General features: G+C 60.1%; 22 protein-coding genes. 9 read left to right on the forward strand and 13 right to left on the reverse strand.

The window, feature by feature from the left end:
- Nucleotides 1-11: 11 nt before the first annotated feature.
- The 4 genes from KHQ23_RS14900 to KHQ23_RS14915 form a co-directional block, all read right to left on the reverse strand.
- The gene (locus KHQ23_RS14900; RefSeq protein WP_032421086.1) at nucleotides 12-1,190 is read right to left on the reverse strand and encodes a M20 aminoacylase family protein; all 1,179 of its coding nucleotides are present in this window, start codon (nucleotides 1,188-1,190) and stop codon (nucleotides 12-14) included.
- Nucleotides 1,191-1,405: 215 nt separating this feature from the next.
- On the reverse strand, nucleotides 1,406-1,543 hold the full coding sequence (locus tag KHQ23_RS26335) for a hypothetical protein (RefSeq protein WP_032434158.1): 138 nt from the start codon (nucleotides 1,541-1,543) through the stop codon (nucleotides 1,406-1,408).
- A gap of 152 nt (nucleotides 1,544-1,695) precedes the next feature.
- Complete coding sequence (locus KHQ23_RS14910; protein ID WP_002892701.1) at nucleotides 1,696-2,151, reverse strand: RcnB family protein; 456 nt, start codon at nucleotides 2,149-2,151, stop codon at nucleotides 1,696-1,698.
- A 168-nt stretch (nucleotides 2,152-2,319) separates the two neighbouring features.
- The gene (locus KHQ23_RS14915; protein WP_002892699.1) at nucleotides 2,320-2,709 is read right to left on the reverse strand and encodes a hypothetical protein; all 390 of its coding nucleotides are present in this window, start codon (nucleotides 2,707-2,709) and stop codon (nucleotides 2,320-2,322) included.
- Between the two features lie 271 nt (nucleotides 2,710-2,980).
- On the opposite strand from KHQ23_RS14915, the gene KHQ23_RS14920 reads away from it, so the two are divergent.
- Genes KHQ23_RS14920 through KHQ23_RS14930 form a run of 3 tightly spaced genes read left to right on the forward strand, consistent with a single transcriptional unit; the run spans nucleotide 2,981 to nucleotide 5,982 of the window.
- Entirely contained in the window at nucleotides 2,981-4,099 is a 1,119-nt protein-coding gene (locus KHQ23_RS14920; protein WP_029602944.1) for an ABC transporter substrate-binding protein, read from the forward strand.
- 60 nt (nucleotides 4,100-4,159) lie between these two features.
- The gene (locus tag KHQ23_RS14925; protein WP_072159394.1) at nucleotides 4,160-5,188 is read left to right on the forward strand and encodes an iron ABC transporter permease; all 1,029 of its coding nucleotides are present in this window, start codon (nucleotides 4,160-4,162) and stop codon (nucleotides 5,186-5,188) included.
- Nucleotides 5,185-5,982, forward strand: a complete 798-nt coding sequence (locus KHQ23_RS14930; protein ID WP_002892698.1) for an ABC transporter ATP-binding protein — start codon at nucleotides 5,185-5,187, stop codon at nucleotides 5,980-5,982. Before KHQ23_RS14925 ends, KHQ23_RS14930 begins: the two co-directional genes overlap by 4 nt.
- 40 nt (nucleotides 5,983-6,022) lie before the next feature.
- On the opposite strand, the gene KHQ23_RS14935 is transcribed toward KHQ23_RS14930, so the two are convergent.
- From KHQ23_RS14935 to KHQ23_RS14945, 3 genes are all read right to left on the reverse strand, one after another.
- Nucleotides 6,023-7,165, reverse strand: coding sequence for an HlyD family secretion protein (locus tag KHQ23_RS14935; protein WP_002892697.1), 1,143 nt, complete (start codon nucleotides 7,163-7,165; stop codon nucleotides 6,023-6,025).
- Nucleotides 7,165-7,509: a DUF3302 domain-containing protein gene (locus tag KHQ23_RS14940; RefSeq protein WP_002892695.1), complete on the reverse strand. Its 345-nt coding sequence runs from the start codon at nucleotides 7,507-7,509 to the stop codon at nucleotides 7,165-7,167. Before KHQ23_RS14940 ends, KHQ23_RS14935 begins: the two co-directional genes overlap by 1 nt.
- Nucleotides 7,510-7,644: 135 nt before the next feature.
- Nucleotides 7,645-8,286 (reverse strand): helix-turn-helix domain-containing protein, encoded by a 642-nt coding sequence (locus KHQ23_RS14945; protein WP_004151802.1) that lies wholly within the window; start codon nucleotides 8,284-8,286, stop codon nucleotides 7,645-7,647.
- 238 nt (nucleotides 8,287-8,524) lie between these two features.
- Between KHQ23_RS14945 and KHQ23_RS14950 the strand changes: the two genes are divergently transcribed.
- The 5 genes from KHQ23_RS14950 (at nucleotide 8,525) to KHQ23_RS14970 (ending at nucleotide 15,039) form a co-directional block, all read left to right on the forward strand.
- Complete coding sequence (locus KHQ23_RS14950) at nucleotides 8,525-9,448, forward strand: aminoimidazole riboside kinase (RefSeq protein ID WP_004183254.1); 924 nt, start codon at nucleotides 8,525-8,527, stop codon at nucleotides 9,446-9,448.
- A gap of 164 nt (nucleotides 9,449-9,612) precedes the next feature.
- On the forward strand, nucleotides 9,613-11,130 hold the full coding sequence (locus tag KHQ23_RS14955) for a carbohydrate porin (protein ID WP_004147437.1): 1,518 nt from the start codon (nucleotides 9,613-9,615) through the stop codon (nucleotides 11,128-11,130).
- A 104-nt stretch (nucleotides 11,131-11,234) separates the two neighbouring features.
- On the forward strand, nucleotides 11,235-12,605 hold the full coding sequence (locus tag KHQ23_RS14960; RefSeq protein WP_002892640.1) for a sucrose-specific PTS transporter subunit IIBC: 1,371 nt from the start codon (nucleotides 11,235-11,237) through the stop codon (nucleotides 12,603-12,605).
- Nucleotides 12,605-14,005, forward strand: a complete 1,401-nt coding sequence (locus tag KHQ23_RS14965; protein WP_032434156.1) for a sucrose-6-phosphate hydrolase — start codon at nucleotides 12,605-12,607, stop codon at nucleotides 14,003-14,005. Before KHQ23_RS14960 ends, KHQ23_RS14965 begins: the two co-directional genes overlap by 1 nt.
- Before the next feature lie 23 nt (nucleotides 14,006-14,028).
- Entirely contained in the window at nucleotides 14,029-15,039 is a 1,011-nt protein-coding gene (locus tag KHQ23_RS14970; protein ID WP_073553777.1) for a LacI family DNA-binding transcriptional regulator, read from the forward strand.
- A gap of 47 nt (nucleotides 15,040-15,086) precedes the next feature.
- Here the strand turns inward: KHQ23_RS14970 and KHQ23_RS14975 are convergent, their stop codons facing one another.
- From KHQ23_RS14975 to KHQ23_RS14995, 5 genes are all read right to left on the reverse strand, one after another.
- Nucleotides 15,087-15,695, reverse strand: a complete 609-nt coding sequence (locus KHQ23_RS14975) for a hypothetical protein (RefSeq protein ID WP_032434155.1) — start codon at nucleotides 15,693-15,695, stop codon at nucleotides 15,087-15,089.
- A gap of 183 nt (nucleotides 15,696-15,878) precedes the next feature.
- Nucleotides 15,879-16,901 (reverse strand): ABC transporter permease, encoded by a 1,023-nt coding sequence (locus KHQ23_RS14980; RefSeq protein ID WP_172095807.1) that lies wholly within the window; start codon nucleotides 16,899-16,901, stop codon nucleotides 15,879-15,881.
- Between the two features lie 19 nt (nucleotides 16,902-16,920).
- Nucleotides 16,921-18,405, reverse strand: coding sequence for a sugar ABC transporter ATP-binding protein (locus KHQ23_RS14985; protein WP_004142660.1), 1,485 nt, complete (start codon nucleotides 18,403-18,405; stop codon nucleotides 16,921-16,923).
- A 32-nt stretch (nucleotides 18,406-18,437) separates the two neighbouring features.
- Complete coding sequence (locus KHQ23_RS14990; RefSeq protein ID WP_002892597.1) at nucleotides 18,438-19,361, reverse strand: sugar ABC transporter substrate-binding protein; 924 nt, start codon at nucleotides 19,359-19,361, stop codon at nucleotides 18,438-18,440.
- Nucleotides 19,362-19,790: 429 nt separating this feature from the next.
- A complete protein-coding gene (locus tag KHQ23_RS14995; protein ID WP_032434153.1) occupies nucleotides 19,791-20,810 on the reverse strand; it encodes a LacI family DNA-binding transcriptional regulator in 1,020 nt (339 codons plus the stop codon).
- Between the two features lie 101 nt (nucleotides 20,811-20,911).
- Here KHQ23_RS14995 and KHQ23_RS15000 point away from each other — a divergent pair, with 101 nt between their 5' ends.
- Complete coding sequence (locus KHQ23_RS15000; RefSeq protein WP_032434152.1) at nucleotides 20,912-21,919, forward strand: Gfo/Idh/MocA family oxidoreductase; 1,008 nt, start codon at nucleotides 20,912-20,914, stop codon at nucleotides 21,917-21,919.
- 666 nt (nucleotides 21,920-22,585) lie between these two features.
- Here KHQ23_RS15000 and KHQ23_RS15005 read toward each other — a convergent pair.
- Complete coding sequence (locus KHQ23_RS15005; protein WP_032434151.1) at nucleotides 22,586-23,617, reverse strand: Gfo/Idh/MocA family protein; 1,032 nt, start codon at nucleotides 23,615-23,617, stop codon at nucleotides 22,586-22,588.
- Nucleotides 23,618-23,622 lie beyond the last annotated feature (5 nt).

Here is a 23,622-nt window from a genome sequence, read left to right on the forward strand (position 1 = left end):
TTCTCCAGAGATTAGCGACAGTGTTTTTCCACCAGACGGGCGAACAGCGTCGCGCCGGTGGTGATAATGTCATCGTTAAAGTCGTAGCCGGGGTTGTGCACCATGCAACCGCCCTTCTCCCCTTTCTCGCCATTGCCGAGCAGGAAGTAGCTGCCTGGGCGTTCGCGCAGCATAAAAGCGAAATCCTCGCTGGCGTTCATCGGCGAGACCGACTCCAGGACCCCTTCGCGGCCAAACACCTCCAGCGCCAGCGCCCGGGCGAAATCGGTCTCTTCAGGACTGTTGGTTAATACCGGATAGGAGTCGTAAACCTCCACTACGCTGCTGGCGCCATAGCTTTTGGCGGTAAAGTCAGCGAGCTCGTGAATACGCTTGATCAGCAGGTCGCGGATTTCCGGCTTCATCGCCCGCACGCTCAGCTCCATCACCGCGCTCTCCGGAATGACGTTGGAGGCGATACCGGCCTGGAAGGTGCCGACGCTGACCACTGCCGTTTCCCCCGGCGGCACGTTGCGCGCCACAATGCTCTGCAGGGCCATCACCAGCGCCGCACCGGCGACGATCGGGTCGACGGTGCGCTCGGGGTGGGCGCCGTGGCCGCCGTAGCCGGTAATCGTGATTTTGACGGTGTCCGCCGAGGCCATGAAGTTGCCGGCGTAGAAGCCCAGCTTGCCTACAGGCAGGCCTGGCATGTTGTGCAAGCCAAAGATGCGTTCGCAGGGGAACTGCTCGAACAGGCCGTCTTTAATCATTAAATCCGCGCCGCCGATAGCCTCTTCCGCCGGCTGAAAAATCAGATGCACCGTGCCGTTGAACTGACAGGCCGGAGAGGCGATATATTTCGCCGCCGCCAGCAGAATGGTGGTGTGACCGTCATGGCCGCAGGCGTGCATTTTTCCTGGCGCCGTGCTGGCCCAGGGTAAACCGGTGGTTTCCTCGATCGGCAGGGCATCCATATCGGCGCGTAGGCCGATGGTGCGCGGAGAATCGCCTTTGCTCAGGCTGCCGATCACGCCGGTCTTGCCGAGACCGCGCGTCACCTGATAGCCCCACTCCGTCAGCTTGCTGGCGACCAGTTCGCTGGTATTAAACTCTTCAAGACTTAATTCCGGATTGGCATGTAAATAATGACGGATAGAAATCATTTCCGCTTCCGTCGCTTTAATTTCTGGAATTACATAATCACTCATGCCGCTCTCCGGGAAATAAATTAAGGACTTATCACGGTATCGCGATGAAAAGTTTATGCAAGCAGCATTTCTAATACCTGGAATGGACGCATCTTATTTAATAATCCACTCACCACAGCGCAATGAATAATCAAAATAGTGCAATTAAAAAATAAAAGTTTATTTTTTTGAGGGTTTCCCGTTATTTACCCTACCCTGCACGGCCACATCCAGCGTTATATAAAATAAATGGGCAGGCAATTACAGAGGCTTTTCCTTCTCGCTATCGTCACGCTGGCGGGCTGCAGCGCGCCGATCGCCGCCGCCTCCAGCGGCGTGGCATCAGATACCGCCTCGTTGCTCTCGAAGGTCAACGTTTATCATCTGACCGAAAAAGAACTGTCCACCTAGGCAACGATCAATGGTTATAAATACTGGCCGGATGATGCGCTGGATCCGTAGCTTTCCGCGAGTGCGCCATCGCCGGATCAGGCTTTTCCTGACCCGGCGTCGCGGAGCAGCGCATTTAGTGGCCGAGGGCGCCGCTCACCAGAATCGAGGTGATGATCCCGGTCGCCGCGGCGATCAGCACATAGTTACCGTCGATATAGGACCAGTGATGGCCTTCCGGCGGGGGCGGCAGGCCGCGGTCGCTCCAGTCGCGGACGCGATATTCATCGCCACGGAACGGCGCCGGAGCCGGGTGGCCTTTGCGGAAATCGTTCCCGCGCCAGGCGAAATGGTCCTGCTCATGACGTGCCAGATCGCGTTTGTCATGGCCGTCGCGATCCGGGCCACGCTGGTCATGGTCGCCCTGATGATGCGCGTCAGGTCCGCCCTGCGGCGCATGCCCGTCATGGTCCGGACCGTTCTGCCACACCGTGGGTTGCCCCGGACGATGGCCGTCGTTCGGGCCATCGGCAAAGGCCGGGACGCTCAGCACACAGGATAAAATTACTGCCAGAGAAATCATCTTTTTCATGGTACACCTCCTGATTCAGCTCCTTTGTACCGGGCAAATGTGAAGAAAGAGTGAGTAACTGGTTAACCAGGACGATTCCTGGCATTGGCTGTCGGGAAGAGGTTGTGCTGATGGCGGGGCAATAAAAAAGGCCGCTTTCGCGACCTTTATTCAGACAGGTTAAAGGACTTATTCAGTCACTTTATTTTTTAATTCTTCGGCGCCGGTTTTGGTTTTATCCCAGCCCTTTTCCGCACCGGATTTGGTGGCATTCCAGCCTTTTTCACTGACCTCTTTGGTCTTATCCCACCCCTTCTCGGTGCCTTCTTTGGTCTTGTTCCAGGTTTTCTGCGCGCCTTCGCTCACCTGGCTGCCGACGCTGTCCTGCTTGCCTTCGGCGGCGTGTTTCGCCTTCAGCTGCTGCTCTTCGCCCTCGTGCTGGGCCTGATGCAGCTTCTCTTTAGCGGTGTTGGCGTTGGCATTCGCCGCCGCGACGGTATCATCTGTTGCATGTGTTGTCGCAGCAAAAACCGGAGCCGCAACCAGAATAGCCGATAACGCAATCATTGCTTTTTTCATAATATCCTCTCTCACGTGTCGTGTTATGAGTCGCATTCAGGATGGCACAACGAACCGGGGATGACATTAGGAATTAGCCTGAAAAACGTCTTCGACCTCCAGCCTTGGCAGAAAATGCTGCCGCCGCGCGCGCCCTGTCGGCGTTGGCATAATTTCCAACATGTTTGTTACATTTTATGAAATTTGCCCTTGATATACTTGCCGTTGACGTTTACTCGAGAATAATTCTCAGAATCATTATATTTATAAATTGGCAAACGGAACTCATTTTATGGCAAGAAAATCAGTAAGATCGCTGTTACTTACTGCGCTGCTCGCGACGCCCCTCCTCAGCTATGCAACCCAATATCCCCTGACGGTCACGGACCTTGACGGCCGGCAGGTCACCCTCGCCAAAGAGCCGCAGCGTATTATTTTGCAGGATGGTCGCGACATTATGACCCTCGCCCTGCTGGACCGGGACAATCCGTTTAAACGGCTGGTGGCATGGAATAATCTGGCGAAAAAGCAGGATGTTGCCACCTGGCAGATGCTGAAAACGACGTGGCCGCAGTCGGCCACGATCCTTGACATGGGCTTCAGCGATAAAGGGAACGTCGATCTTGAAAGCGTCATCGCCCGTCAGCCGGATCTGATGATCGCCCAGCTGCGCGCCAGGCCAGCGCTGATGGAGAGCGGCGTCATCGACAAGCTCAGCGCCCTGCACGTTCCGGTGCTGTTTGTCGACTATGAGATCGACCCGGCGAAAGATACCGCCCCCAGCATCGACCTGCTGGGCAAAGTCCTTAACCGCGAGAGCCAGGCCAAAGCCTTTACCGATTACTATCGTCAGCAGCTGCAGACGATTCGCCAGAAAACCGCGGCCATCACGCCGAAGGCCAACGTCTTCGTGGAAGCGCTGGCCGGCAACAGCGACGCCTGCTGCTTTACTCATGGCCACAGCGGCTGGGGCGGGCTGGTAGAGGCGGTCGGGGCGAACAATATCGGTTCGCAGCTGCTGCCGGGCGCCTCCGGGTTCGTCTCGCTGGAGAAAATCATCAGCATGAAGCCCGACGCCTGGATCATGACCGGCTCGAAGCGCGGCAACAGCCAGGTGCTGCCCCTGGGTTATGCGGTTAAGCCAGAGGCGGTGAAGGCCCAGGCGCAGACGCTGCTGGCGCGACCTGGGGTCAGCCAGATCCCGGCGGTACAGGAAAAGCGGGCCTATGGCGTTTATCACCACTTCTATAACCACCCGTGGAATATTGTCGGCATGGAATACCTGGCGAAAGATATCTACCCGCAGGCTTTCGGCGATCTCAACCCGGATGAGACGTACCATTATATCGTGCGCCATTTCACCGACCTGCCGGACCAGCCGTTCGTCTTCTCCTGGCAGCAGAGCGAGTAATCCGGCATGCGTTTAACCTCCGACTCCGTGCTCGACGGGCTGCCCGCCGGGACCTCTGGCGTGATGAATGATTATCGCCGTATCGTGCGTCGCCGTCTGCTGCTGATCCTCCTGCTGGCGCTGTTGATTGTCGCGTCGCTGCTGCTCGATTTTATGCTCGGCCCCTCCGGTCTGCCGCTGCAGAACCTGTGGCAGACGTTAACCGATCCGGCCAGCGCCGATCCGGGCACGCGCGCCATCGTCTGGGATATCCGTCTGCCCTATGCGGTGATGGCGATTATCGTCGGTCTGGCGCTGGGACTGGCCGGCGCCGAAATGCAGACCATCCTCAATAACCCGCTGGCCAGCCCGTTTACCCTCGGCGTCTCCTCGGCTGCGGCGTTTGGCGCCGCGCTGGCGATTGTGCTCGGTATTGGCCTGCCCGGTATTCCCGGCCAGTGGTTTATCTCGGCCAACGCCTTTATCTTCGCCCTGCTGGCTGCCCTGCTGCTGGACGGCATCACCCGCTGGACCCAGGTGGCCACCTCCGGCGTCATTCTGTTCGGCATCGCGCTGGTCTTTACCTTTAACGCTCTGGTCTCGATGCTGCAGTTCATCGCCAACGAAGACACGCTGCAGGGGCTGGTGTTCTGGACCATGGGCAGCATCGATCGCGCCTCCTGGAGCAAAGTCGCCATCCTGTTGGTCGCCCTGGCGCTGGTGATGCCCCTGTCGCTGCGCAGCGCGTGGAAGCTGACCGCCCTGCGGTTGGGCGAGGACCGGGCCATCAGCTTTGGCATTAACGTTCGCCGTCTGCGCCTGACCACGCTGCTGCGGATCAGCATTCTGTCGGCGCTTTCGGTGGCCTTTGTCGGGCCAATCGGCTTTATCGGCCTGGTGGCGCCGCATATTGCGCGGATGCTCTTCGGCGAAGACCATCGCTTTTACCTGCCCGCCAGCGCGCTGATCGGCGCCCTGGTGCTCTCCCTGGCCTCCATCGCCTCGAAAAACCTGATCCCCGGGGCCATTATTCCGGTGGGGATCGTCACTTCCCTGGTCGGGGTCCCGTTCTTTTTGAGCATCATTTTACGTCATCGGGGGCAGGTATGAGCGACCAGACATTATCCGGGCTGTCGCTGTCTCACTTCAGCGCCGGCTACCCCAGACGCAAGGTGATCGAGAACCTGACGGTTCCCCATCTGCCGCGAGGGAAAATCACCGCGCTGCTGGGGCCAAACGGCAGCGGTAAATCAACGTTAATGCGGGCGATGGCGGGTCTGGGCCCCTGCCGCGGCGAGCTGCTGCTGGAGGGGGAAAATCTGCTGACGCAGCCGTTCTCACGTCGCGCAGAGCAGGTGGTCTATCTTCCGCAGACGCTACCCGCCGGCGTGCATCTGCATGTGCTGGAGTCGATAATCGTTGCCCAGCGCGCCGCCGGAGGACGCCACAGTCCGCAGCGCCAGGAGGAAGTGATGGCGCTGCTGCGACAGCTGGGGATTGCCCATCTGGCGATGAGCTACCTCGATCAGCTCTCCGGCGGGCAAAAGCAGCTGGTGGGTCTCGCCCAGTCGCTGATCCGCCAGCCGCGCCTGCTGCTGCTCGACGAACCGCTCAGCGCCCTTGACCTCAACTACCAATTTCACGTGATGGATCTGGTGCGCCGGGAGACCCGGCGGCGCAACATCGTGACCCTGGTGGTGGTGCACGACATCAATATTGCCCTGCGTCACGCCGACCACGTGCTGATGCTCAAGGCGGGCCAGCTGCTCGGCGACGGCACCCCGGCCGCGGTCATCACCCCCGAGACTCTGGCGGCCGTCTATGGGGTGCGCGGGCGTATTGAACCCTGTTCGCAGGGGGTGCGGCAGGTGATTATTGACGGCCTGGTGGACAGCGAGGCCTGACCGCGGCGCGGGGCGGTTCGTCCGCCCCGCGCCCGCCGGCTTAGTGATCGAGATAGATATAGTTTTCCCAGCTTTTCATACGGATCAGGATCTTCCTGATCAGCGACAGCTCTTTCAGATGATCCGAGTAGACCGCCGCCTCGAGGGTAGCCCCCTGCGGCAGAGCGTATTCGGCAAATCGCGGATCGGTCACCTTCAGCACCACCAGCGCCCGGCCATGGGTATTGAGCGCGTCTGTGGTCAGCAATTTGCCCTGCCCCTGGAACTGGCTCTCGCCAATCGCCGGCAGCACGTCGGCCACTTCTCCGCGAAAGACGGTGCCCGGGATAGCCGGAAACATCAGCTCCGCGGGCTCGCCTTTGTGCAGACGCTGCAGGGCGTTCTGGCGAAATGCCGCGACGTACTCCCGCGAGGCGGCGCCCTCCACCGGCACAAAGGTCATCAGCGGGATCATCCCCAGCGCAGTGGACATGGTGCCCGGCCGTAAGCCGACGGTACTGACATAGCCATCCTCCGGGGCGCGGACGACGGTGTTCTCCAGCTGAAACTGCGCCTTTTGCAGCTGCGCCAGCAGGGAGGCCACGGTGGTGTTTTTGCCCTTCACCACCGAGTCCAGCGCATTACGCGCCTGAACCACCTTCGCCTGAGCCGCGCTGACGCTGGCTTCATCGGCTTTCCACGTCTGCAGACGGGTATCAACCATTTGATCGGAGAAGGCGCCCTGGGCATGGCCCTCCCGATAGCGGGCATACTCCCGCCGCGACTGGTCGCGCTGGGCCACCGCACGGCTCAGCTCGGCCTGCGCCTGGCTTAACGCCGCGTTTAAGGAGAGCGCATCCTGACTGGCTGCTTTTATCTGCGCCTGCAGATCGTCCACTTTCGCCTGGAACGGCGTCGGGTCGAGGGTAAACAGCACATCGCCCTTATGCAGCATCTGGTTAGGCTTCACCGGTACGCTCTGCACCCGGCCGCGTACCTGCGACACAATCGGCACGGTGCGAAACACCTGGTTACCGACGTCGGTATAAGGGAAGTTGTAGTTCATCCCGAAGATCACCGCGCCAATCAGGGCGATACCGCCGAGCACCGCCGTCGGCACGGTCCACTTATTGAGCGGGATGCGAAAAACTTTAAACACCACGATGCATAGCGCGGCGTAGGTCAGCAACATTAACGTTTCCATTATTTTGCCTCCTTCGCTTTCAGAACGTCCACCTCGCGCTGGACCTGTTCCAGCTGCTGGACCACCGTTTCCAGACGCTGATGCAGCGCCTGCTGCTCGTCGGCAATGTGGCGCATCCCCCATCCGCGGTCTTCGCGCCACAGCGTCGCCCAGATCCATAACAAGGGCCACAGCGCGTGGAGGGTAAATAAGCTGACCCAACCGGCATAATGAATCGCATCCTGATGAGGATGACGCCGCTCTTTGGCGATTTCATAAGGAATATCGTGAATAACAATCACGCCATAAAAAAGTATTAAGGCCACGGCGATCAGAATGGCCAGCGCCACATAGTCCAGGGTCATAAAATAACTCCAGAGTGCAAGGTTAAATAAATAAAACAGCCAGATTCAGGCGTAACGGGGCCGGGGGAAAAAGCGCGCTTAGCGCTTTCCCTGGCGGTAATAGCAACGTGATGGCGTGAATCTGCCGAATCGGATTTAGAATTTCTCAGGAATATGACGGTCGATGGAGATCAGCTTGCCTTTTTTCACCGTGATATATCCCCCCTCGCGCAGCGCGGCCAGCACCTGGTACACATAGCTGCGCGAGAGATTGGTTCGTTTAATAATAAATGCCGACAGGCTCTCATGCTGACCCCCATCAATTTCGCCGCGATATAAATAGCGCGACAGCATCGATTTAATGGTCTGAAAGCTGGTCTGGCTGCCGCGTTCATAGTGGGCATCAAGGGCAAATATGCCCATATAGGCCAGGATCGTGGTCAGCTCTTGCATATAGCCCGGCGACGAATGAAAGAATATTCGCTCAAAATCGCTGGCGGTTATTTTCGCCAGCTGGCACTCGCCCAGACACTGATAATAGAGCGCGACCGACGGACAATAATGTTCCAGTAATCCTAACGGCATATGCGCGATAACAATCCCGACCAGGTTCTGCTCATCGCCAAAGGCCAATGTCATTTGCCCCTGCAGCAGAAAGTAGAGATAGCCCGGCTGCGGAATAAAGCCCTGGTCTTTGCCCAAACTCAGCGTTTCACTGCAGGCGATCACCGCCGGCAGATGCGTAGTCAGCGTCAGCTTCTGGTACCGATCGTAAATATCGCCAAAACTGGGGTTCATCGCGCTACGCACTCCTTTACCTTTGGCCACCGCGGCGGGGCTAACCGCGACCTGGTGAACTATACCTAAGCGGGTGGGGAAGGAAAAGTCCAGATCTGGAGTGGCGAAATATTCCGCCTGGCTCACATTTTTTACCCTCGCCTCCCTGTTTCGTGACCCAATCGTTCCGCTTACCGGTGGGCTGTGCTTTAATGAGCTAAACCGGTTTAATAAAGTTTAGCTTAGAGGAGCTTGTCGTATGAATGGAAAAATCTGGGTACTCGGCGATGCGGTCGTCGATCTCCTGCCCGATGGAGAGGGCCGCCTGCTACAATGCCCCGGCGGCGCGCCGGCCAACGTGGCGGTCGGTGTGGCGCGGCTCGGCGGTGACAGCGGGTTTATCGGCCGCGTCGGCGACGATCCCTTCGGCCGTTTTATGCTTCACACCCTGGCGCAGGAGCAAGTGGATGTGAACTATATGCGCCTCGATGCGGCGCAGCGCACCTCCACGGTGGTGGTCGATCTCGATAGCCACGGGGAGCGCACCTTTACCTTTATGGTCCGTCCGAGCGCCGACCTGTTCCTTCAGCCCGAGGATCTCCCGCCGTTTGCCGCCGGTCAGTGGCTGCACGTCTGCTCCATCGCTCTCAGCGCGGAGCCGAGCCGCAGCACGACATTCGCGGCGATGGAGGCGATAAAGCGCGCCGGGGGCTATGTCAGCTTCGACCCCAATATCCGCAGCGACCTGTGGCAGGATCCGCAGGACCTTCGCGACTGTCTCGACCGGGCGCTGGCCCTCGCCGACGCCATAAAACTTTCGGAAGAGGAGCTGGCGTTTATCAGCGGCAGCGACGACATCGTCAGCGGCATCGCCCGGCTGAACGCCCGCTTCCAGCCGACGCTACTGCTGGTGACCCAGGGTAAAGCGGGGGTACAGGCCGCCCTGCGCGGGCAGGTTAGCCACTTCCCTGCCCGCCCGGTGGTGGCCGTCGATACCACCGGCGCCGGCGATGCCTTTGTCGCCGGGCTACTCGCCGGCCTCGCCGCCCACGGTATCCCGGACAACCTCGCAGCCCTGGCTCCCGACCTCGCGCTGGCGCAAACCTGCGGCGCGCTGGCCACCACCGCCAAAGGCGCCATGACCGCCCTGCCCTACAGGGACGATCTTCAGCGCTCGCTGTGATCCCCTTGGGCCGGTTAACGGCCCACTTTGCTGGCGACATCACAATTCTTAAACCGGTTTAGCAATTTTTATTTTCACCGCGTTACCGACATGTTTACCATATCAACTAAACCGGTTTAGCAAACATTAGCACACTCACTGATTTACCTTTGGATGTCACCAACATGTATAAAAAACGGAAGTTAGCCATTCTTATTGCTTTGCTAACCGGCACCGCCGCCGCCCATGGGCAGACAGACCTGAACAGCATTGAAGCGCGTCTCGCCGCCCTGGAAAAACGCCTGCAGGACGCCGAGACCCGCGCCAGCACTGCCGAAAGCCGCGCCGCCTCAGCGGAGCAGAAAGTTCAGCAGTTAACCCAGCAGCAGCAGCAAACCCAGGCCACCACCCAGCAGGTGGCCAGGCGCACCACTCAACTGGAAGAAAAAGCCGAACGGCCCGGCGGCTTTGAGTTCCACGGCTATGCGCGTTCCGGGGTGATCATGAACGACTCGGCCGCCAGTACCAAATCCGGCGCTTATATGACCCCCGCCGGGGAGACCGGCGGCGCCATTGGTCGCCTGGGCAACCAGGCCGACACCTATGTGGAAATGAACCTCGAACATAAACAGACCCTGGACAACGGGGCGACCACCCGTTTCAAAGTGATGGTGGCCGACGGACAGACCACCTATAACGACTGGACGGCAAGCAGCAGCGACCTGAACGTACGCCAGGCGTTCGTCGAGCTGGGCAATCTGCCGACCTTCGAAGGCCCGTTCAAAGGCTCGACCCTGTGGGCCGGGAAACGCTTTGACCGCGACAACTTCGACATCCACTGGATTGACTCGGATGTGGTGTTCCTCGCCGGGACCGGCGGCGGGATCTACGACGTGAAATGGAACGACAGCCTGCGCAGCAACTTCTCGTTATACGGCCGCAACTTTGGCGATATCGCCGACAGCAGCAACAGCGTGCAGAACTATATCGTCAGCATGAATAACTTTGCCGGCCCGGTGCAGATGATGGTCAGCGGGATGCGGGCGAAAGATAATGACGACCGCCAGGACGCGAACGGCAATCTGGTGAAAGGCGATGCCGCTAACACCGGGGTTCATGCCCTGCTGGGCCTGCACAATGAGAGCTTCTATGGCCTGCGCGACGGGACCAGCAAAACGGCCCTGCTGTACGGCCACGGGCTGGGCGCCGAGGTTAAAGGCATCGGCTCCGACGGCGCGCTGCGCCCGGGGGCCAATACCTGGCGCTTCGCCAGCTATGGCACTACGCCGCTGAGCGATCGCTGGTTTATTGCCCCGGCCGTGCTGGCGCAGAGCAGTAAAGATCGTTATGTCGATGGCGACAGCTATCAGTGGGCCACCCTCAACCTGCGTCTGATTCAGGAAGTGACGCAGAACTTCGCCCTCGCCTGGGAGGGCAGCTATCAGTACATGGATCTGCAGCCTGAAGGCTACAACGATCGCCATGCGGTCAATGGCAGCTTCTACAAGCTGACCTTCGCCCCGACCTTCAAGGTGGGCAGCATCGGCGACTTCTTCTCGCGGCCGGAGATCCGCTTCTATACATCGTGGATGGACTGGAGCAAAAAACTGGACAACTACGCCAACGATGACGCGTTAGGCAGCAACGGATTCAAATCGGGCGGCGAATGGTCGTTCGGTATGCAAATGGAGACCTGGTTCTGACGGCCACCGGGGCGACAGGGTAAATAACACATAAATATAAGGTTCGCGGCGCCTGCCACGGCTGGCGCCGCCCACGCCATATCATCATGCATTTAGAGGGTACTATGGATTTTGAACAGATTTCCCGCTCACTGCTTCCCCTGCTGGGCGGCAAGGAAAATATCGCCAGCGCCGCGCACTGCGCCACCCGCCTGCGGCTGGTGCTGGTCGACGACGCGCTCGCCGATCAGCAGGCGATTGGCAAAATCGACGGGGTGAAAGGCTGCTTTCGCAATGCCGGACAGATGCAGATCATCTTCGGCACCGGGGTGGTCAATAAAGTCTATGCCGCCTTTATCCAGGCCGCAGGCATCAGCGAATCGAGCAAATCCGAAGCCGCCGACCTGGCGGCGAAAAAGCTGAACCCGTTCCAGCGCATCGCCCGCCTGCTGTCCAACATCTTCGTGCCGATTATTCCGGCCATCGTCGCCTCCGGCCTGCTGATGGGCCTGCTGGGGATGGTGAAAACCTACGGTTGGGTCGACCCGAGCAACGCTCTCTATATCATGCTGGATATGTGCAGTTCGGCGGCGTTTATCATTCTGCCGATCCTGATCGGCTTTACCGCCGCCCGCGAATTTGGCGGTAACCCCTATCTGGGCGCGACCCTCGGCGGGATCCTCACCCACCCGGCGCTGACCAACGCCTGGGGCGTCGCCGCCGGCTTCCACACCATGAATTTCTTCGGCATCGAAGTGGCGATGATCGGCTACCAGGGCACCGTCTTCCCGGTGCTGCTGGCGGTGTGGTTTATGAGCATGGTCGAGAAGCGGCTGCGCCGCGTGATCCCTGACGCGCTGGACCTGATCCTCACTCCGTTCCTGACGGTGATTATCTCCGGCTTTATCGCCCTGCTGCTGATCGGCCCGGCCGGTCGCGCGCTCGGCGACGGCATTTCGTTTATCCTCAGCACGCTTATCAGCCATGCCGGCTGGCTGGCGGGCCTGCTGTTCGGCGGCCTCTATTCGGTGATCGTCATTACCGGTATCCATCACAGCTTCCATGCCATCGAGGCCGGACTGCTGGGCAACCCATCGATTGGCGTCAACTTCCTGCTGCCGATCTGGGCGATGGCCAACGTCGCCCAGGGCGGCGCCTGCTTTGCGGTGTGGTTTAAAACCAAAGATGCCAAAATAAAAGCCATCACCCTGCCGTCGGCGTTTTCGGCGATGCTGGGGATCACCGAGGCGGCAATCTTCGGGATTAACCTGCGCTTTGTGAAACCGTTTATCGCCGCGCTGGTGGGCGGTGCCGCCGGCGGCGCCTGGGTGGTGTCGATGCACGTCTACATGACCGCGGTGGGCCTGACGGCGATCCCGGGAATGGCTATCGTGCAGGCCAGCTCGCTGCTGAACTACATTATCGGAATGGCGATCGCCTTCGCCGTGGCCTTCGCGCTCTCTCTGACGCTGAAATACAAAACGGACGCTGAATAATGTCATTACCGTCACGTCTGCCTGCGATCCTGCAGGCCGTTATGCAGGGCCAGCCGCAGGCGCTGGCCGACAGCCATTATCCGCAATGGCATCTGGCGCCGGTCAACGGACTGCTGAACGATCCTAACGGCTTTTGCCAGGTCGCCGGGCGTTACCACCTGTTTTATCAGTGGAACCCGCTCGCCTGCGACCATACCTATAAGTGCTGGGGACACTGGAGCTCTGCCGATCTGCTGCACTGGCGGCACGAACCTATCGCCCTGATGCCGGATGAAGAGTATGACCGCAACGGCTGCTACTCTGGCAGCGCGGTCGAGTTCGAGGGTGCCCTGACTCTGTGCTACACCGGCAACGTGAAATTCCCCGACGGCGGGCGCACCGCCTGGCAATGTCTGGCGACCGAGAATGCCGATGGCACCTTCCGCAAGCTGGGGCCGGTGCTGCCGCTGCCAGAAGGCTATACCGGCCATGTGCGCGACCCTAAAGTGTGGCGGCAGGACGGGCGCTGGTACATGGTTCTTGGGGCGCAGGATGTGCAACAGCGCGGCAAAGTGCTGCTGTTTACCGCCAGCGACCTGCGGGAGTGGCGCCTGGTGGGCGAGATCGCCGGGCACGACGTGAACGGCCTGGCGAACGCCGGCTACATGTGGGAGTGCCCGGATCTCTTTCCGCTGGCGGACACCCACCTGCTGATCTGCTGCCCGCAGGGGCTGGCCCGCGAAGCGCAGCGCTTTCTCAATACCTATCCGGCGGTGTGGATGGCAGGCCGCTTCGACGCCGAACGCGGGATCTTCGACCACGGCCCGCTGCACGAGCTGGACAGCGGATTTGAGTTCTACGCGCCGCAGACCATGCAGGCCGATGATGGCCGCCGCCTGCTGGTCGGCTGGATGGGCGTCCCCGACGGGGACGAGATGCATCAGCCCACCCGCGCGCAGGGCTGGATCCATCAGATGACCTGCGTGCGTGAGCTGGAGTGGCAGGCTGGCACTCTGTATCAGCGTCCGCTGCGCGAGCTGGCCGCTCTGCGCGAGGAAGCTCAGGGCTGGTGCGGACAGACCCTGCCCCTCGCCCCGATGGAGCTGACCTTTGACCTTTCCCCCGACAGCACGCTGGGGCTGGACTTTGCCGGCGCCCTGCAGCTCACCGTCAATCGCGACGGCCTGCGTCTGTCGCGCCGCGGGCTGCAGACCGCCGAGATGCATCACCGCTACTGGCGCGGCGAAGCGCGGCGCCTGCGGATCTTTATCGACCGCTCCAGCGTGGAAATTTTCATCAACGATGGCGAAGGGGTGATGAGCAGCCGCTTCTTCCCGGGCTATCCGGGGCAGTTAATCTTCAGCGGTGCGACGCCGGTGGCATTCTGCCGCTGGCTGCTGCGGCCATGCATGGTAGTATAAGCGTTTTGCTTTCAGGCTCCTGAGTGGTGATGAAAACCAAACGCGTAACTATCAAAGATATCGCTGAACTGGCGGGCGTCTCCAAAGCGACCGCCAGTCTGGTGCTCAACGGCCGTGGCAAAGAGCTGCGCGTGGCGCAAGAGACGCGCGAGCGCGTGCTGGCGATCGCCCGCGAGCAGCACTATCAGCCCAGCATTCATGCGCGCTCGCTGCGCGATAACCGCAGCCATACCATTGGTCTGGTGGTGCCGGAGATCACCAACTACGGGTTTGCCGTTTTCTCCCACGAGCTTGAGACGCTCTGCCGGGAAGCCGGCGTGCAGCTGCTTATCTCCTGCACCGACGAAAACCCAGGCCAGGAGAGCGTGGTGGTCAATAACATGATCGCCCGCCAGGTCGACGGCCTGATAGTCGCCTCTTGTATGCACAGCGATGCCGACTATCAGAAACTCAGCGAACAGCTGCCGGTGGTGCTGTTTGACCGCTCCCCCAGCGACAGCGCCCTGCCGCTGGTGATGACCGACTCGGTCACCCCAACGGCCGAGCTGATCTCCCGTATCGCGCCTCAGCATGCGGACGAGTTCTGGTTTCTCGGCGGCCAGCCGCGGCTGTCGCCGTCGCGCGACCGGCTGGCGGGGTTCACCCAGGGCCTGGCCCAGGCGGGGATCACGCTGCGCCCTGAGTGGGTGATCAACGGCAACTACCACCCCAGCTCCGGCTATGAGATGTTCGCGGCGCTCTGCGCGCGGCTGGGGCGTCCGCCGAAGGCGCTCTTCACCGCGGCCTGCGGGCTGCTCGAAGGGGTGCTGCGCTATATGAGCCAGCATCATCTGCTGGATTCCAATATTCATCTCGCCAGCTTCGACGATCACTATCTGTATGATTCGCTTTCCCTGCGCATTGATACCGTGCAGCAGGATAATCGTCAGCTGGCCTGGCACTGCTACGATCTGCTCAGCCAGCTGATCGACGGTCAGGCCCCGGAGCCGCTTCAGCGCTACCTGCCCGCCACCCTGCAGATTCGCCATCCCTGACGGCGCGGTTGGCAATTAGCGTTTTCGCCTGGCGCGCGCCGCTTGCCTCAGCGCCAGCAGCGCGCTGGCGAGCACCCGCCAAGGCCGATCGTTACCGGCCAGCGGTAAGCCACCAGCAACGAGGGCAATCCACCATCCGGCGCCAGCATCACCAGATTCCAGCCCGCCAGCCCCGCGTTGCCGTTCAGCGCCCGGCTTAACATCCTTTGATGCGGGGCGAATGGCTGAATGGTCTGGTAGTGGCTGCCGAACAGCGGGGGCTGCATCTCTCGCGGGAACTGCGCCTGCACTTGGGCCAGCACGCTGGCCGGCAGCGCGTGCGATGCCGCCAGCAGATGCCCGTCGCCATTCACCAGCAGCAGCTGATAATGCCGCTCCTGGGCGAGGGTCTGGAGAGCGGCGCGCATCGCCGCCAGCGGCCAGGTCGCTTCCCGCTGCGGCGCCGGAATGTTCATCCGCCGCTCAAGGCGTTCCGCCACCCACTGCGCATCCTCCTCCAGCTGGCGGATCTGCCTCTCACGGTAAACCTCTCTGGCAGGCAAATTCATGCCCCGACCGAGCGCCAGGATCGCCAGCCCCGCGAGCAGCGTGACGATAAGGCCCCTTTTTCCCGCTAGCCAGCGCGGCGAGAATTTGCCAAAGGATGGTGTATTCATACGACTCCAGAAACCGCAGGCCACGCGTGGCCCCTGACGAATGGACAACGGAAGTGGCGAAACTGTACAGGATGCGCAGCGCGGGTAAAACAGACAGGCGGAGCCTGGCGGGGAGTATTTTGTTTATTTCTGGACAGGACGGGCGGCAACGGCATCCTTCGCCGTTGCCGCCCGTTGATAAGATTAGTGTTTTTTCCGGTTGCGACGCATATCGATGGTTACCGCCGCAACGATAATGATGCCTTTAATAATATCCTGCACATAGGCATCGACGCCGACAAAGGTAAAACCGCTTTTGATCAGGCCAAGGATCATCGCGCCAATCAGGGTGCCGGTAATGCGCCCCACTCCGCCCATTAAGCTGCTGCCGCCGATCACCGCGGCGGCAATCGCGTCCAGCTCGTAGGACATCCCCATGCTCGACTGGCCGCTGCTGACGCGCGCCGCCAGCACCACCCCCGCCAGCCCGGAGAGCGCCCCGGCGATGGTGTAGACGATCACCAGATATTTATTCACATTGATGCCGGACACTTTGGCCGAGGTCATGTTGCCGCCGATGGCATACACATATTTGCCATACCGGGTATGCTTCAGCGCAATGTGAAACACGGCGGCGATCACGAAGAAGATAATCACCGGCATCGCCCCCTGGCCTATCGCCGTAAAGCTGTCGGAGAGGAAGCTGATCGGGTTGCCCTGAGTGTAATACTGCGCCAGACCGCGCGCCGAAACCATCATCCCGAGGGTGGCGATAAACGGCGGGATACCGGTCCGCGTCACCAGGAAACCGTTGGTCAGGCCGCACAGCAGGCCGATGCCGATCCCCGCGCAAATGGGGATCACCGCCGGCAGGTTGACCAGCGCCGGGAACATTGGCGACAGGCTATCGGAGGTTTGCGCCAGGCTGGCCGCCACCACCGCCGCAAGGGCAATAACCGAGCCGGAGGAGAGGTCAATCCCGGTGGTGATGATCACCTGGGTGACGCCCACGGCGATGATGCCGATAATCGCCACCTGCAGCACAATCAGCACCAGCCGGTTGGTATTGAGCAGGAACGACTGGTCGCGAACATACCAGCCGGCGATTTCAAAGGTCAGGGCAATCACCAGCATCACCACAAAGATGCCGGTATCTTTCGGCATTTTATGCCGCAAATTAGCGAAGAAGGAGGAACCCTCGCTGGCCGGAGCCGCCGTTAATTTCATATTACTCATTCTCTGTGCCTCAATGGGATGCCAACGACAAAATGGTTTCCTGGTCGGCTTCGTCTTTTTCCAGGATGCCGGTGATACGACCTTCATGCATCACCATGACCCGATCGCTCATGCCAAGGATTTCCGGCAGTTCAGAGGAGACCATAATCACCGCCACCCCCCGATTCGCCAGTTCACTGATAAGATGATAAATCTCCGCCTTCGCCCCGACGTCGATACCGCGGGTCGGCTCATCGAGAATTAAGATTTTCGGTTGCGCTAACAGCCAGCGCGCAATCAGGACTTTTTGCTGATTCCCCCCGCTGAGGTTATTAATAATTTGATCCATCGTCGGCGTTTTAATATTGAGCCGGCGTATTTGCTCCATGCAGTCTTCGGCCATTTTCACGTGCTGGACAAAACCGCTCTTGCCGATATATTCCGGCATTTTGACGATACTCATATTTTCCAGCACCGACAGCACCAGAAACAGGCCCGACTTTTTCCGGTCTTCGGTTAATAATGCCATCCCCTTTTCAATCGCCACGGAGGGGGAATCGATGGTCACCGGCGCCCCGTCGATCAGCACTTCGCCGCTGTCGAAGCGCTCCATACCGAACAGGCTTTCCATCACCTCGCTGCGCCCGGCGCCCACCAGCCCGGCCACGCCCAGGATTTCGCCACGGCGTACGCTAAAGCTGACGTCATGGAACACGCCCTGACGCGTCAGGTTGCGCACCGTCAGCACCTCTTCGCCGATGGTGTTATTAAATTTCGGAAACAGCTGGGTTAATTCGCGGCCCACCATCTGGGTGATCAGCGACTGACGGGTAAATTCGGTGGTGTTTTTGCTCCCCACCCAGGTGCCGTCGCGAAAGACGCTGATCTCATCGGTGATGGCAAAGATCTCATCCATTTTGTGGCTGATATAGATGATCGCTTTACCCTGGGCGCGCAGGTCGCGGATGATGGTGAACAGGTGAGCCACCTCGCCTTCGGTCAGCGCCGAGGTGGGCTCATCCATGATCACAATATCCGCGTTCCATGAGACCGCTTTGGCAATCTCCACCATCTGCTGGGCGGCGATGCTCAGGTCGCCCACCAGCCGGTCAGCGGTTAAGCGGATATTGAGCTTATCCAGCAGCGCCTGGGTCTGGCGGGTCAGCTGGCCGTGGTCGACAAAGCCGTACTTCATCGGCTCGCGCCCCAGCCAGATATTCTCCGCCACCGTCATATGCGGCACCAGATTGAGCTCTTGGTGGATCATCGAGATCCCCGAGCGCAGCGCATCCATGGTGTCGGTAAACTCCACCGGCTCCCCTTTCACGCGAATCGACCCTTTATCGGGGCGATAGATACCGATCAGGCATTTCATCAGCGTGGATTTACCGGCGCCGTTCTCGCCCATCAGGGCATGCACCGTTCCCGGACGCACGCGCAATGAGACATTATCGAGCGCCTTCACGCCGGGGAAGAACTTACTGATACCTTCGGCTTCAAGGGCAAAAGCGTTCATACATCCACCTCCGTACCACAGGTTGGCCAGGACTATTTCTGATTACGGTTGGTAAATTCAGCCATGTTCTCTTTGGTGATCAGCTGATACGGCACGTCGATGATTTTTTCCACTTTCTCGCCGTTCGCCAGCTTGATGGCCGCGTCTACTGCGCCTTCACCCTGGCCTTTCGCATCCTGGAAGATGGTGGCGATCATCTTGCCGCTCTTCAGCATCTGCAGGGCATCCGGGGTGCCATCCACGCCGGCGATGAGAATATGGTTCGGGTTTTTGCCCAGCGCCTGCAGGGCGCCGATCGCCATTTCATCGTTGTTGGAGGCGATGGCCTGGATATCCTCACCGCTGGTCATCCAGTTGCTGACCACATCCACTGCGTCATTGCGGGTAAATTTCGCGGTCTGCTTCTGGACGATTTTGATGTTCGGGTATTTCGCTACCACCTCTTCCACCCCTTTGGTGCGGTCGCGAGTGGATTCATTCGCCAGGTCGCCGAGCAGGATCGCCACATTGCCCTTACCGTTCATCGCTTTCGCCAGCGCTTCCATCTGCAGACGGCCGGCAAGAATGGAGTCCGATCCCACATAGGCCATCTTGTCGGTCAGCTCCGCCTGCGGACGGCGGTTCACAAACACCAGCGGGATCCCGGCTTTGGTGGCCTGATCCATGATCGGTTTCACCGCGTTGGTATCCACCGGGTTGACGATAATGGCGTCCACCCCCTGGCCGATAAAGTTCTGCACCTGCTGCAGCTGCTGGGAGACATCCCCTTTCGCGTCCTCGATCTGCGATTTAACGCCATCTTTTTTCATCTCTTTTTGCATCGAGGTACGCAGGATCGTCAGGAAGTTATCGTCAAACAGCGCCATCGAGACGCCAATGGAGACATCTTTTGCCATAACCACCGCAGGCAGCATGCAGGCTAACAAAGAGGCAACAATCGTTTTCTTAATATTCATAGTTGATCCTTGATTTTGTAGGTACGCCGGTGAATGAAACAAAATGAAAAATTAATTTCAGTTACGTTGCGGCAAATGTCTGCTGGTATATCGACGACGCTGCGGCACCTCTCGCACTCCATCGTGATCTAAATCACAAATAACGGCTGTTTTATCATCACTATTTTGAAACATCAGTCCATTTACGCCGCAACCTGGATTTCAGACCATTTATTTCATTAACAAGACATTTGAAACTTTTATAAGTAAATAACTGAAATGAAAATTTTAAAACTATGCAGTAACAGAATTTTGACAGACATCTAACATTGCCGCATAAATGAGCGAAAAATGAGAAGCAGACAACGCTTTGAAGCGATCCCTCCCGGCGGGGTTGGCATTTACCCGCCGGGGAAATCCGTGTTGTCAGGAAGGGAGGCGCCGCACGCCTTAGTCCACGTTCTCGGCGCTGTAGAGGATAAAGTCGACTTTACCGTCGGCATAGGTTTGCGGCTGGTAGCCGGACTCCAGATGGCGCAGCATCAGGTCGATCGCAAGCTGGGCGTGCTGGCGGGTGTTCTGATCGAGCGTTAACGCCAGGCTGCCCTTCGCCAGCTGCTGCCGGGTGGTGTTGTAACGCTCATGGGTGATCCAGCAGACGTCGCCTTCGCGGCGGTGGCGGGCCAGCGCCTCGGCAATCTGGGTATTGCCAAGCCCGGTGTTATAGATCCCAACAATATTTCGGCTGCGGCACAGGGCTTGCTCCACCAGGCGGGTGATCTGCTCCCGCCGCTCCTCGCCCGCCAGCACGTCGCTGAGCTGCAGGTGGGGAAAGCGCTGGCTCAGCACCTCGCGGAACCCCTGAATGCGCAGGCGATGCGCGCTGTAATCTTGCCGGCCGCTGACCATCAGCACCTCGCCGGGCCGCGGCGTCATTCTCCCCAGCATTAACCCCGCCGTGCGGCCAGCCTGCAGCTGATTGATCCCCACGTGGCAGAGTCGGTCGGTGCCGGGCAGGTCCGTCGCCAGGGTGATCGCCGGGACGCCAGCCTCCCGGCAGCGGCGCAGCGCGTCATGCACCGCGGGATGGTCATTGCCGAAGACGATGATCCCCTGACGTTGCTGGCAACTGCGCGCAATGCGCCGGGCCAGCGTCGTCGGCTGCGACTCCGGGACAAAGGTGCGGTGCAAGGTCAGACGGCGATAGCCGAGGCTATCCGCCACGGCGGCAAAATCCTGCGCCAGCTGCGGAAAGAAGAACGAGTCATTGCTGCTGAGAAAGACCTCAATCTGCCAGGGAAAGCGGTGCTCCTCCGGCAGGATCCGCTTCAGCCCCGCCTCGCGCGCCGCCTGCAGCACTTTGCGCGTGGTCTGCGGCGATACGCCGCCGCGCTCGTTCAGCACCCGGTCAACGGTGGCCACGCCGACGCCAATCTGTCTGGCCAGCATCGCCAGTGAAATGTTTTTCATCGCCCCTCTCTTCATGATGGAAATCCATCAAAACGGCAGTGTCAGTGAGTTTAGCAAACCGATTATGGTGGCAGCGTCCCCTCGCCATTCTGGAGAAAAAAATGATCTGCAAACGTTTTGCCCTGGTAGGCAGTGGTTTTATCGGTCAGGTTCATGCCGCCAGTCTTGCTCGTCATGAAGGAAGTTCGCTGACGATGGTGGCCGATGCCGCCCCGGAGCGCGCCCAGGCGCTGGCCGCCCGCTATGGCGCCCGGGCGGTGACAGTGAGCGAGGCGATCCATAGCGACGCCATCGACGCGGTGCTGATCGCCAGTTCAACCCCGTCGCATGCCGAACTGCTGGAAGCCGCCGCCAGGGCGGGCAAGGCGGTCTATTGCGAAAAACCGATCGACCTCTCCCTGGCGCGCGCCCGTGAGGTGGTGGAGCGGGTGCTCCCCCTGAACGTGCCGGTCACTGTCGGCTTTAACCGGCGCTTCGATAGCAGCCATCAGCAGCTCCGCCGCCAGCTGGAGCAAGGGCTGATCGGCCGGGTCGAGCTGGTGCAGATGGTCTGCCGCGCCTCCAGCATGCCGCCGCTCGACTATCTGCGCAGCTCCGGCGGCCAGATGCGCGATCAGGCGATCCACTTCTTCGATCTCCTGCGCTTTCTCACTGGCGATGAAGTGCGCACCGTAGCAGCGATGGGCGCGGCGCTGGCCCTGCCGGACATTGCCGAATTTGGCGATGTCGACACCTCCATCCTGATGATGCAGATGCGCGGCGGCGCGCTGGCGCAGCTGGACAATACCCGCCGCACCGGCCACGGGTACGATGAACGGATCACCCTGCTGGGCGCCGAAGGCGCGCTGGAGTCCGGTAGCCAGTCGCCGGCGGGCCCTACCCTGTGGCGCGGCAATCAGCGCATTGAACCGGGCCTGTGGCCAGACTGGTTCAGCCGGGTACAGGGATCTTATTACCAGCATCTTGACGCCTTTATTCGCTCCCTGAATGGTGAAACCGTCGCCGACCTGCCCGGCCTGCTGGACGGCCTGCAGGCGCAGGCCATTGCCGAAGCGGCGGTTCAGTCCCTGCAGCATGGTCAGTTTGTCGCCGTCGACGACTGTCGCTGAGCGGGTGCGATGCAACCGCTATCAGGCGCTGCACCTGCCTTTATGCCGGGCGGCGGCGATGCCTTGCCCGGCCTACATAACACAGGCATTAATCCACTTTAATATCAAACGGTTGCATAGATATCCCAGGCCCGCGCAAGCGCAGCGCCGCCGGGCAAGAACAGCGGGTGCGGAGCCGCTGTTATGCCGGGCGGCGGCGATGCCTTGCCCGGCCTACATAACACAGGCATTAATACGATTTAATATCAAACGGTTGCATTGATATCCCAGGCCCGTGCAAGCGCAGCGCCGCCGGGCAAGGACAGCGGGCGCGGAGCCGCTTTTATGCCGGGCGGCGGCAACGCCTTGCCCGGCCTACATAACACAGGCATCAATACACTGTACTATCAAACGGTTGCATTGATATCCCAGGCCCGTGCAAGCGCAGCGCCGCCGGGCAAGAACAGCGGGCGCGGAGCCGCTTTTATGCCGGGCGGCGGCAACGCCTTGCCCGGCCTACATAACACAGGCACTAATCTGATTTAATATCAAACGGTTGCAGTAAAATCGTAGGCCCGCGCAAGCGCAGCGCCGCCGGGCAACAGACATCAGGCATAGTACGCGTCCTTTTGCCGGGCAATGGCAGATACGCTCGCGCTATCTGCAAACCAATGCCCGGCCGGCTCCTTAGCGTTCTTCGTTAAACACCGCGCCCACCTGGCGCCGCACCTCATCCATCACCTGCAGATTCTGCAGCACCCGACTGAGCGGCCGCAGCGGTGAGTCCTGCAACCCCTGCCCGATGCACCAGGCAAAATGCTCCGCCTGCCAGAACAGCTGGTCGTAACGATTGCGCGGCTCTTCCCAGCGCAGCACCTGCCCGCCCTGGCTGGCAGCGAGCGTGAAGCCGCCGGGGGCGTAAAACTGGCCGTCGATCGTCAGGGTCGCCTGACGTCCGGCCACCACCGCCCCGCCCGGCGTGTTGCTGAACAAAGTGGTGTTTAACAACCCCTGCATCCCGTTCCGCCAGCTAAACAGCATCGACGTCTGACCGTTAAGCCCCTCCGCCGTGGCGCTGCCGCGGGCGACAATCTCCTGCGGCATGCCGCCCACCATCAGCGCAAACGAGGTCAAATAGCTGCCGAGGTCCATCATCGGCCCGCCGGCAAGATCGGCATTGAAGATGCGGTGCTCGGGGGTGAAATACTCGCCGTGATCGGCCAGCAGGGTATGCAGGTCGCCGAGCGCCCCATCCTCCAGCAGCTGGCGGATCACATCATATTTCGGCGCGTAATCGCACCACATTGCCTCCAGCGCCAGCTTCTCCTGGCGGGCGGCTTCGGCCTGCAGCTCACGTCCTTCGCCGAGGTTGAGGGCGAAGGGTTTCTCAATCAGCACGTGTTTGCCCGCCTTCAGCGCCTGCATGCCGTCGGGAAAGTGATGGTTGTGCGGCGTCGCAATATACACCGCATCAATATCCGGACGCGCCAGCATCTCCTCCACCTGGCCGTAAGCCTGGGGGATCCCCCATTCCGCGGCCACCCGGTCGGCCTTCGCCTGGCTGCGGGAAGCCACCGCCACCACCTGCTGCCGGCTGTAGGTTTTCAATGAGTGCACAAAGCGCTCGGCGATCCAGCCAGGACCAATAATGCCCCAGCGCAGGATGGGAATGCTCTGCGCCGCCGGGCGGCGCGGGGTTGGTAAGTGTGACGGAAACATAGCGG

It is taken from the genome of Klebsiella sp. 64 (assembly GCF_018223915.1).
GTDB classification, from domain to species: Bacteria; Pseudomonadota; Gammaproteobacteria; order Enterobacterales; family Enterobacteriaceae; genus Klebsiella; species Klebsiella pneumoniae.

Coding starts and splice junctions, on each gene's coding strand:
- KHQ23_RS14965 (WP_032434156.1), top strand. CDS start 12,605: ATGTCATTACCGTCACGTCTGCCTGCGATCCTGCAGGCCGTTATGCAG.
- KHQ23_RS14950 (WP_004183254.1), top strand. CDS start 8,525: ATGAATGGAAAAATCTGGGTACTCGGCGATGCGGTCGTCGATCTCCTG.
- KHQ23_RS14990 (WP_002892597.1), bottom strand. CDS start 19,361: ATGAATATTAAGAAAACGATTGTTGCCTCTTTGTTAGCCTGCATGCTG.
- KHQ23_RS14910 (WP_002892701.1), bottom strand. CDS start 2,151: ATGAAAAAGATGATTTCTCTGGCAGTAATTTTATCCTGTGTGCTGAGC.
- KHQ23_RS14915 (WP_002892699.1), bottom strand. CDS start 2,709: ATGAAAAAAGCAATGATTGCGTTATCGGCTATTCTGGTTGCGGCTCCG.
- KHQ23_RS14955 (WP_004147437.1), top strand. CDS start 9,613: ATGTATAAAAAACGGAAGTTAGCCATTCTTATTGCTTTGCTAACCGGC.
- KHQ23_RS14960 (WP_002892640.1), top strand. CDS start 11,235: ATGGATTTTGAACAGATTTCCCGCTCACTGCTTCCCCTGCTGGGCGGC.
- KHQ23_RS14975 (WP_032434155.1), bottom strand. CDS start 15,695: ATGAATACACCATCCTTTGGCAAATTCTCGCCGCGCTGGCTAGCGGGA.
- KHQ23_RS14900 (WP_032421086.1), bottom strand. CDS start 1,190: ATGAGTGATTATGTAATTCCAGAAATTAAAGCGACGGAAGCGGAAATG.
- KHQ23_RS14920 (WP_029602944.1), top strand. CDS start 2,981: ATGGCAAGAAAATCAGTAAGATCGCTGTTACTTACTGCGCTGCTCGCG.
- KHQ23_RS14980 (WP_172095807.1), bottom strand. CDS start 16,901: ATGAAATTAACGGCGGCTCCGGCCAGCGAGGGTTCCTCCTTCTTCGCT.
- KHQ23_RS14985 (WP_004142660.1), bottom strand. CDS start 18,405: ATGAACGCTTTTGCCCTTGAAGCCGAAGGTATCAGTAAGTTCTTCCCC.
- KHQ23_RS14935 (WP_002892697.1), bottom strand. CDS start 7,165: ATGGAAACGTTAATGTTGCTGACCTACGCCGCGCTATGCATCGTGGTG.
- KHQ23_RS14930 (WP_002892698.1), top strand. CDS start 5,185: ATGAGCGACCAGACATTATCCGGGCTGTCGCTGTCTCACTTCAGCGCC.
- KHQ23_RS14995 (WP_032434153.1), bottom strand. CDS start 20,810: ATGAAAAACATTTCACTGGCGATGCTGGCCAGACAGATTGGCGTCGGC.
- KHQ23_RS15000 (WP_032434152.1), top strand. CDS start 20,912: ATGATCTGCAAACGTTTTGCCCTGGTAGGCAGTGGTTTTATCGGTCAG.
- KHQ23_RS14945 (WP_004151802.1), bottom strand. CDS start 8,286: ATGAACCCCAGTTTTGGCGATATTTACGATCGGTACCAGAAGCTGACG.
- KHQ23_RS14940 (WP_002892695.1), bottom strand. CDS start 7,509: ATGACCCTGGACTATGTGGCGCTGGCCATTCTGATCGCCGTGGCCTTA.
- KHQ23_RS15005 (WP_032434151.1), bottom strand. CDS start 23,617: ATGTTTCCGTCACACTTACCAACCCCGCGCCGCCCGGCGGCGCAGAGC.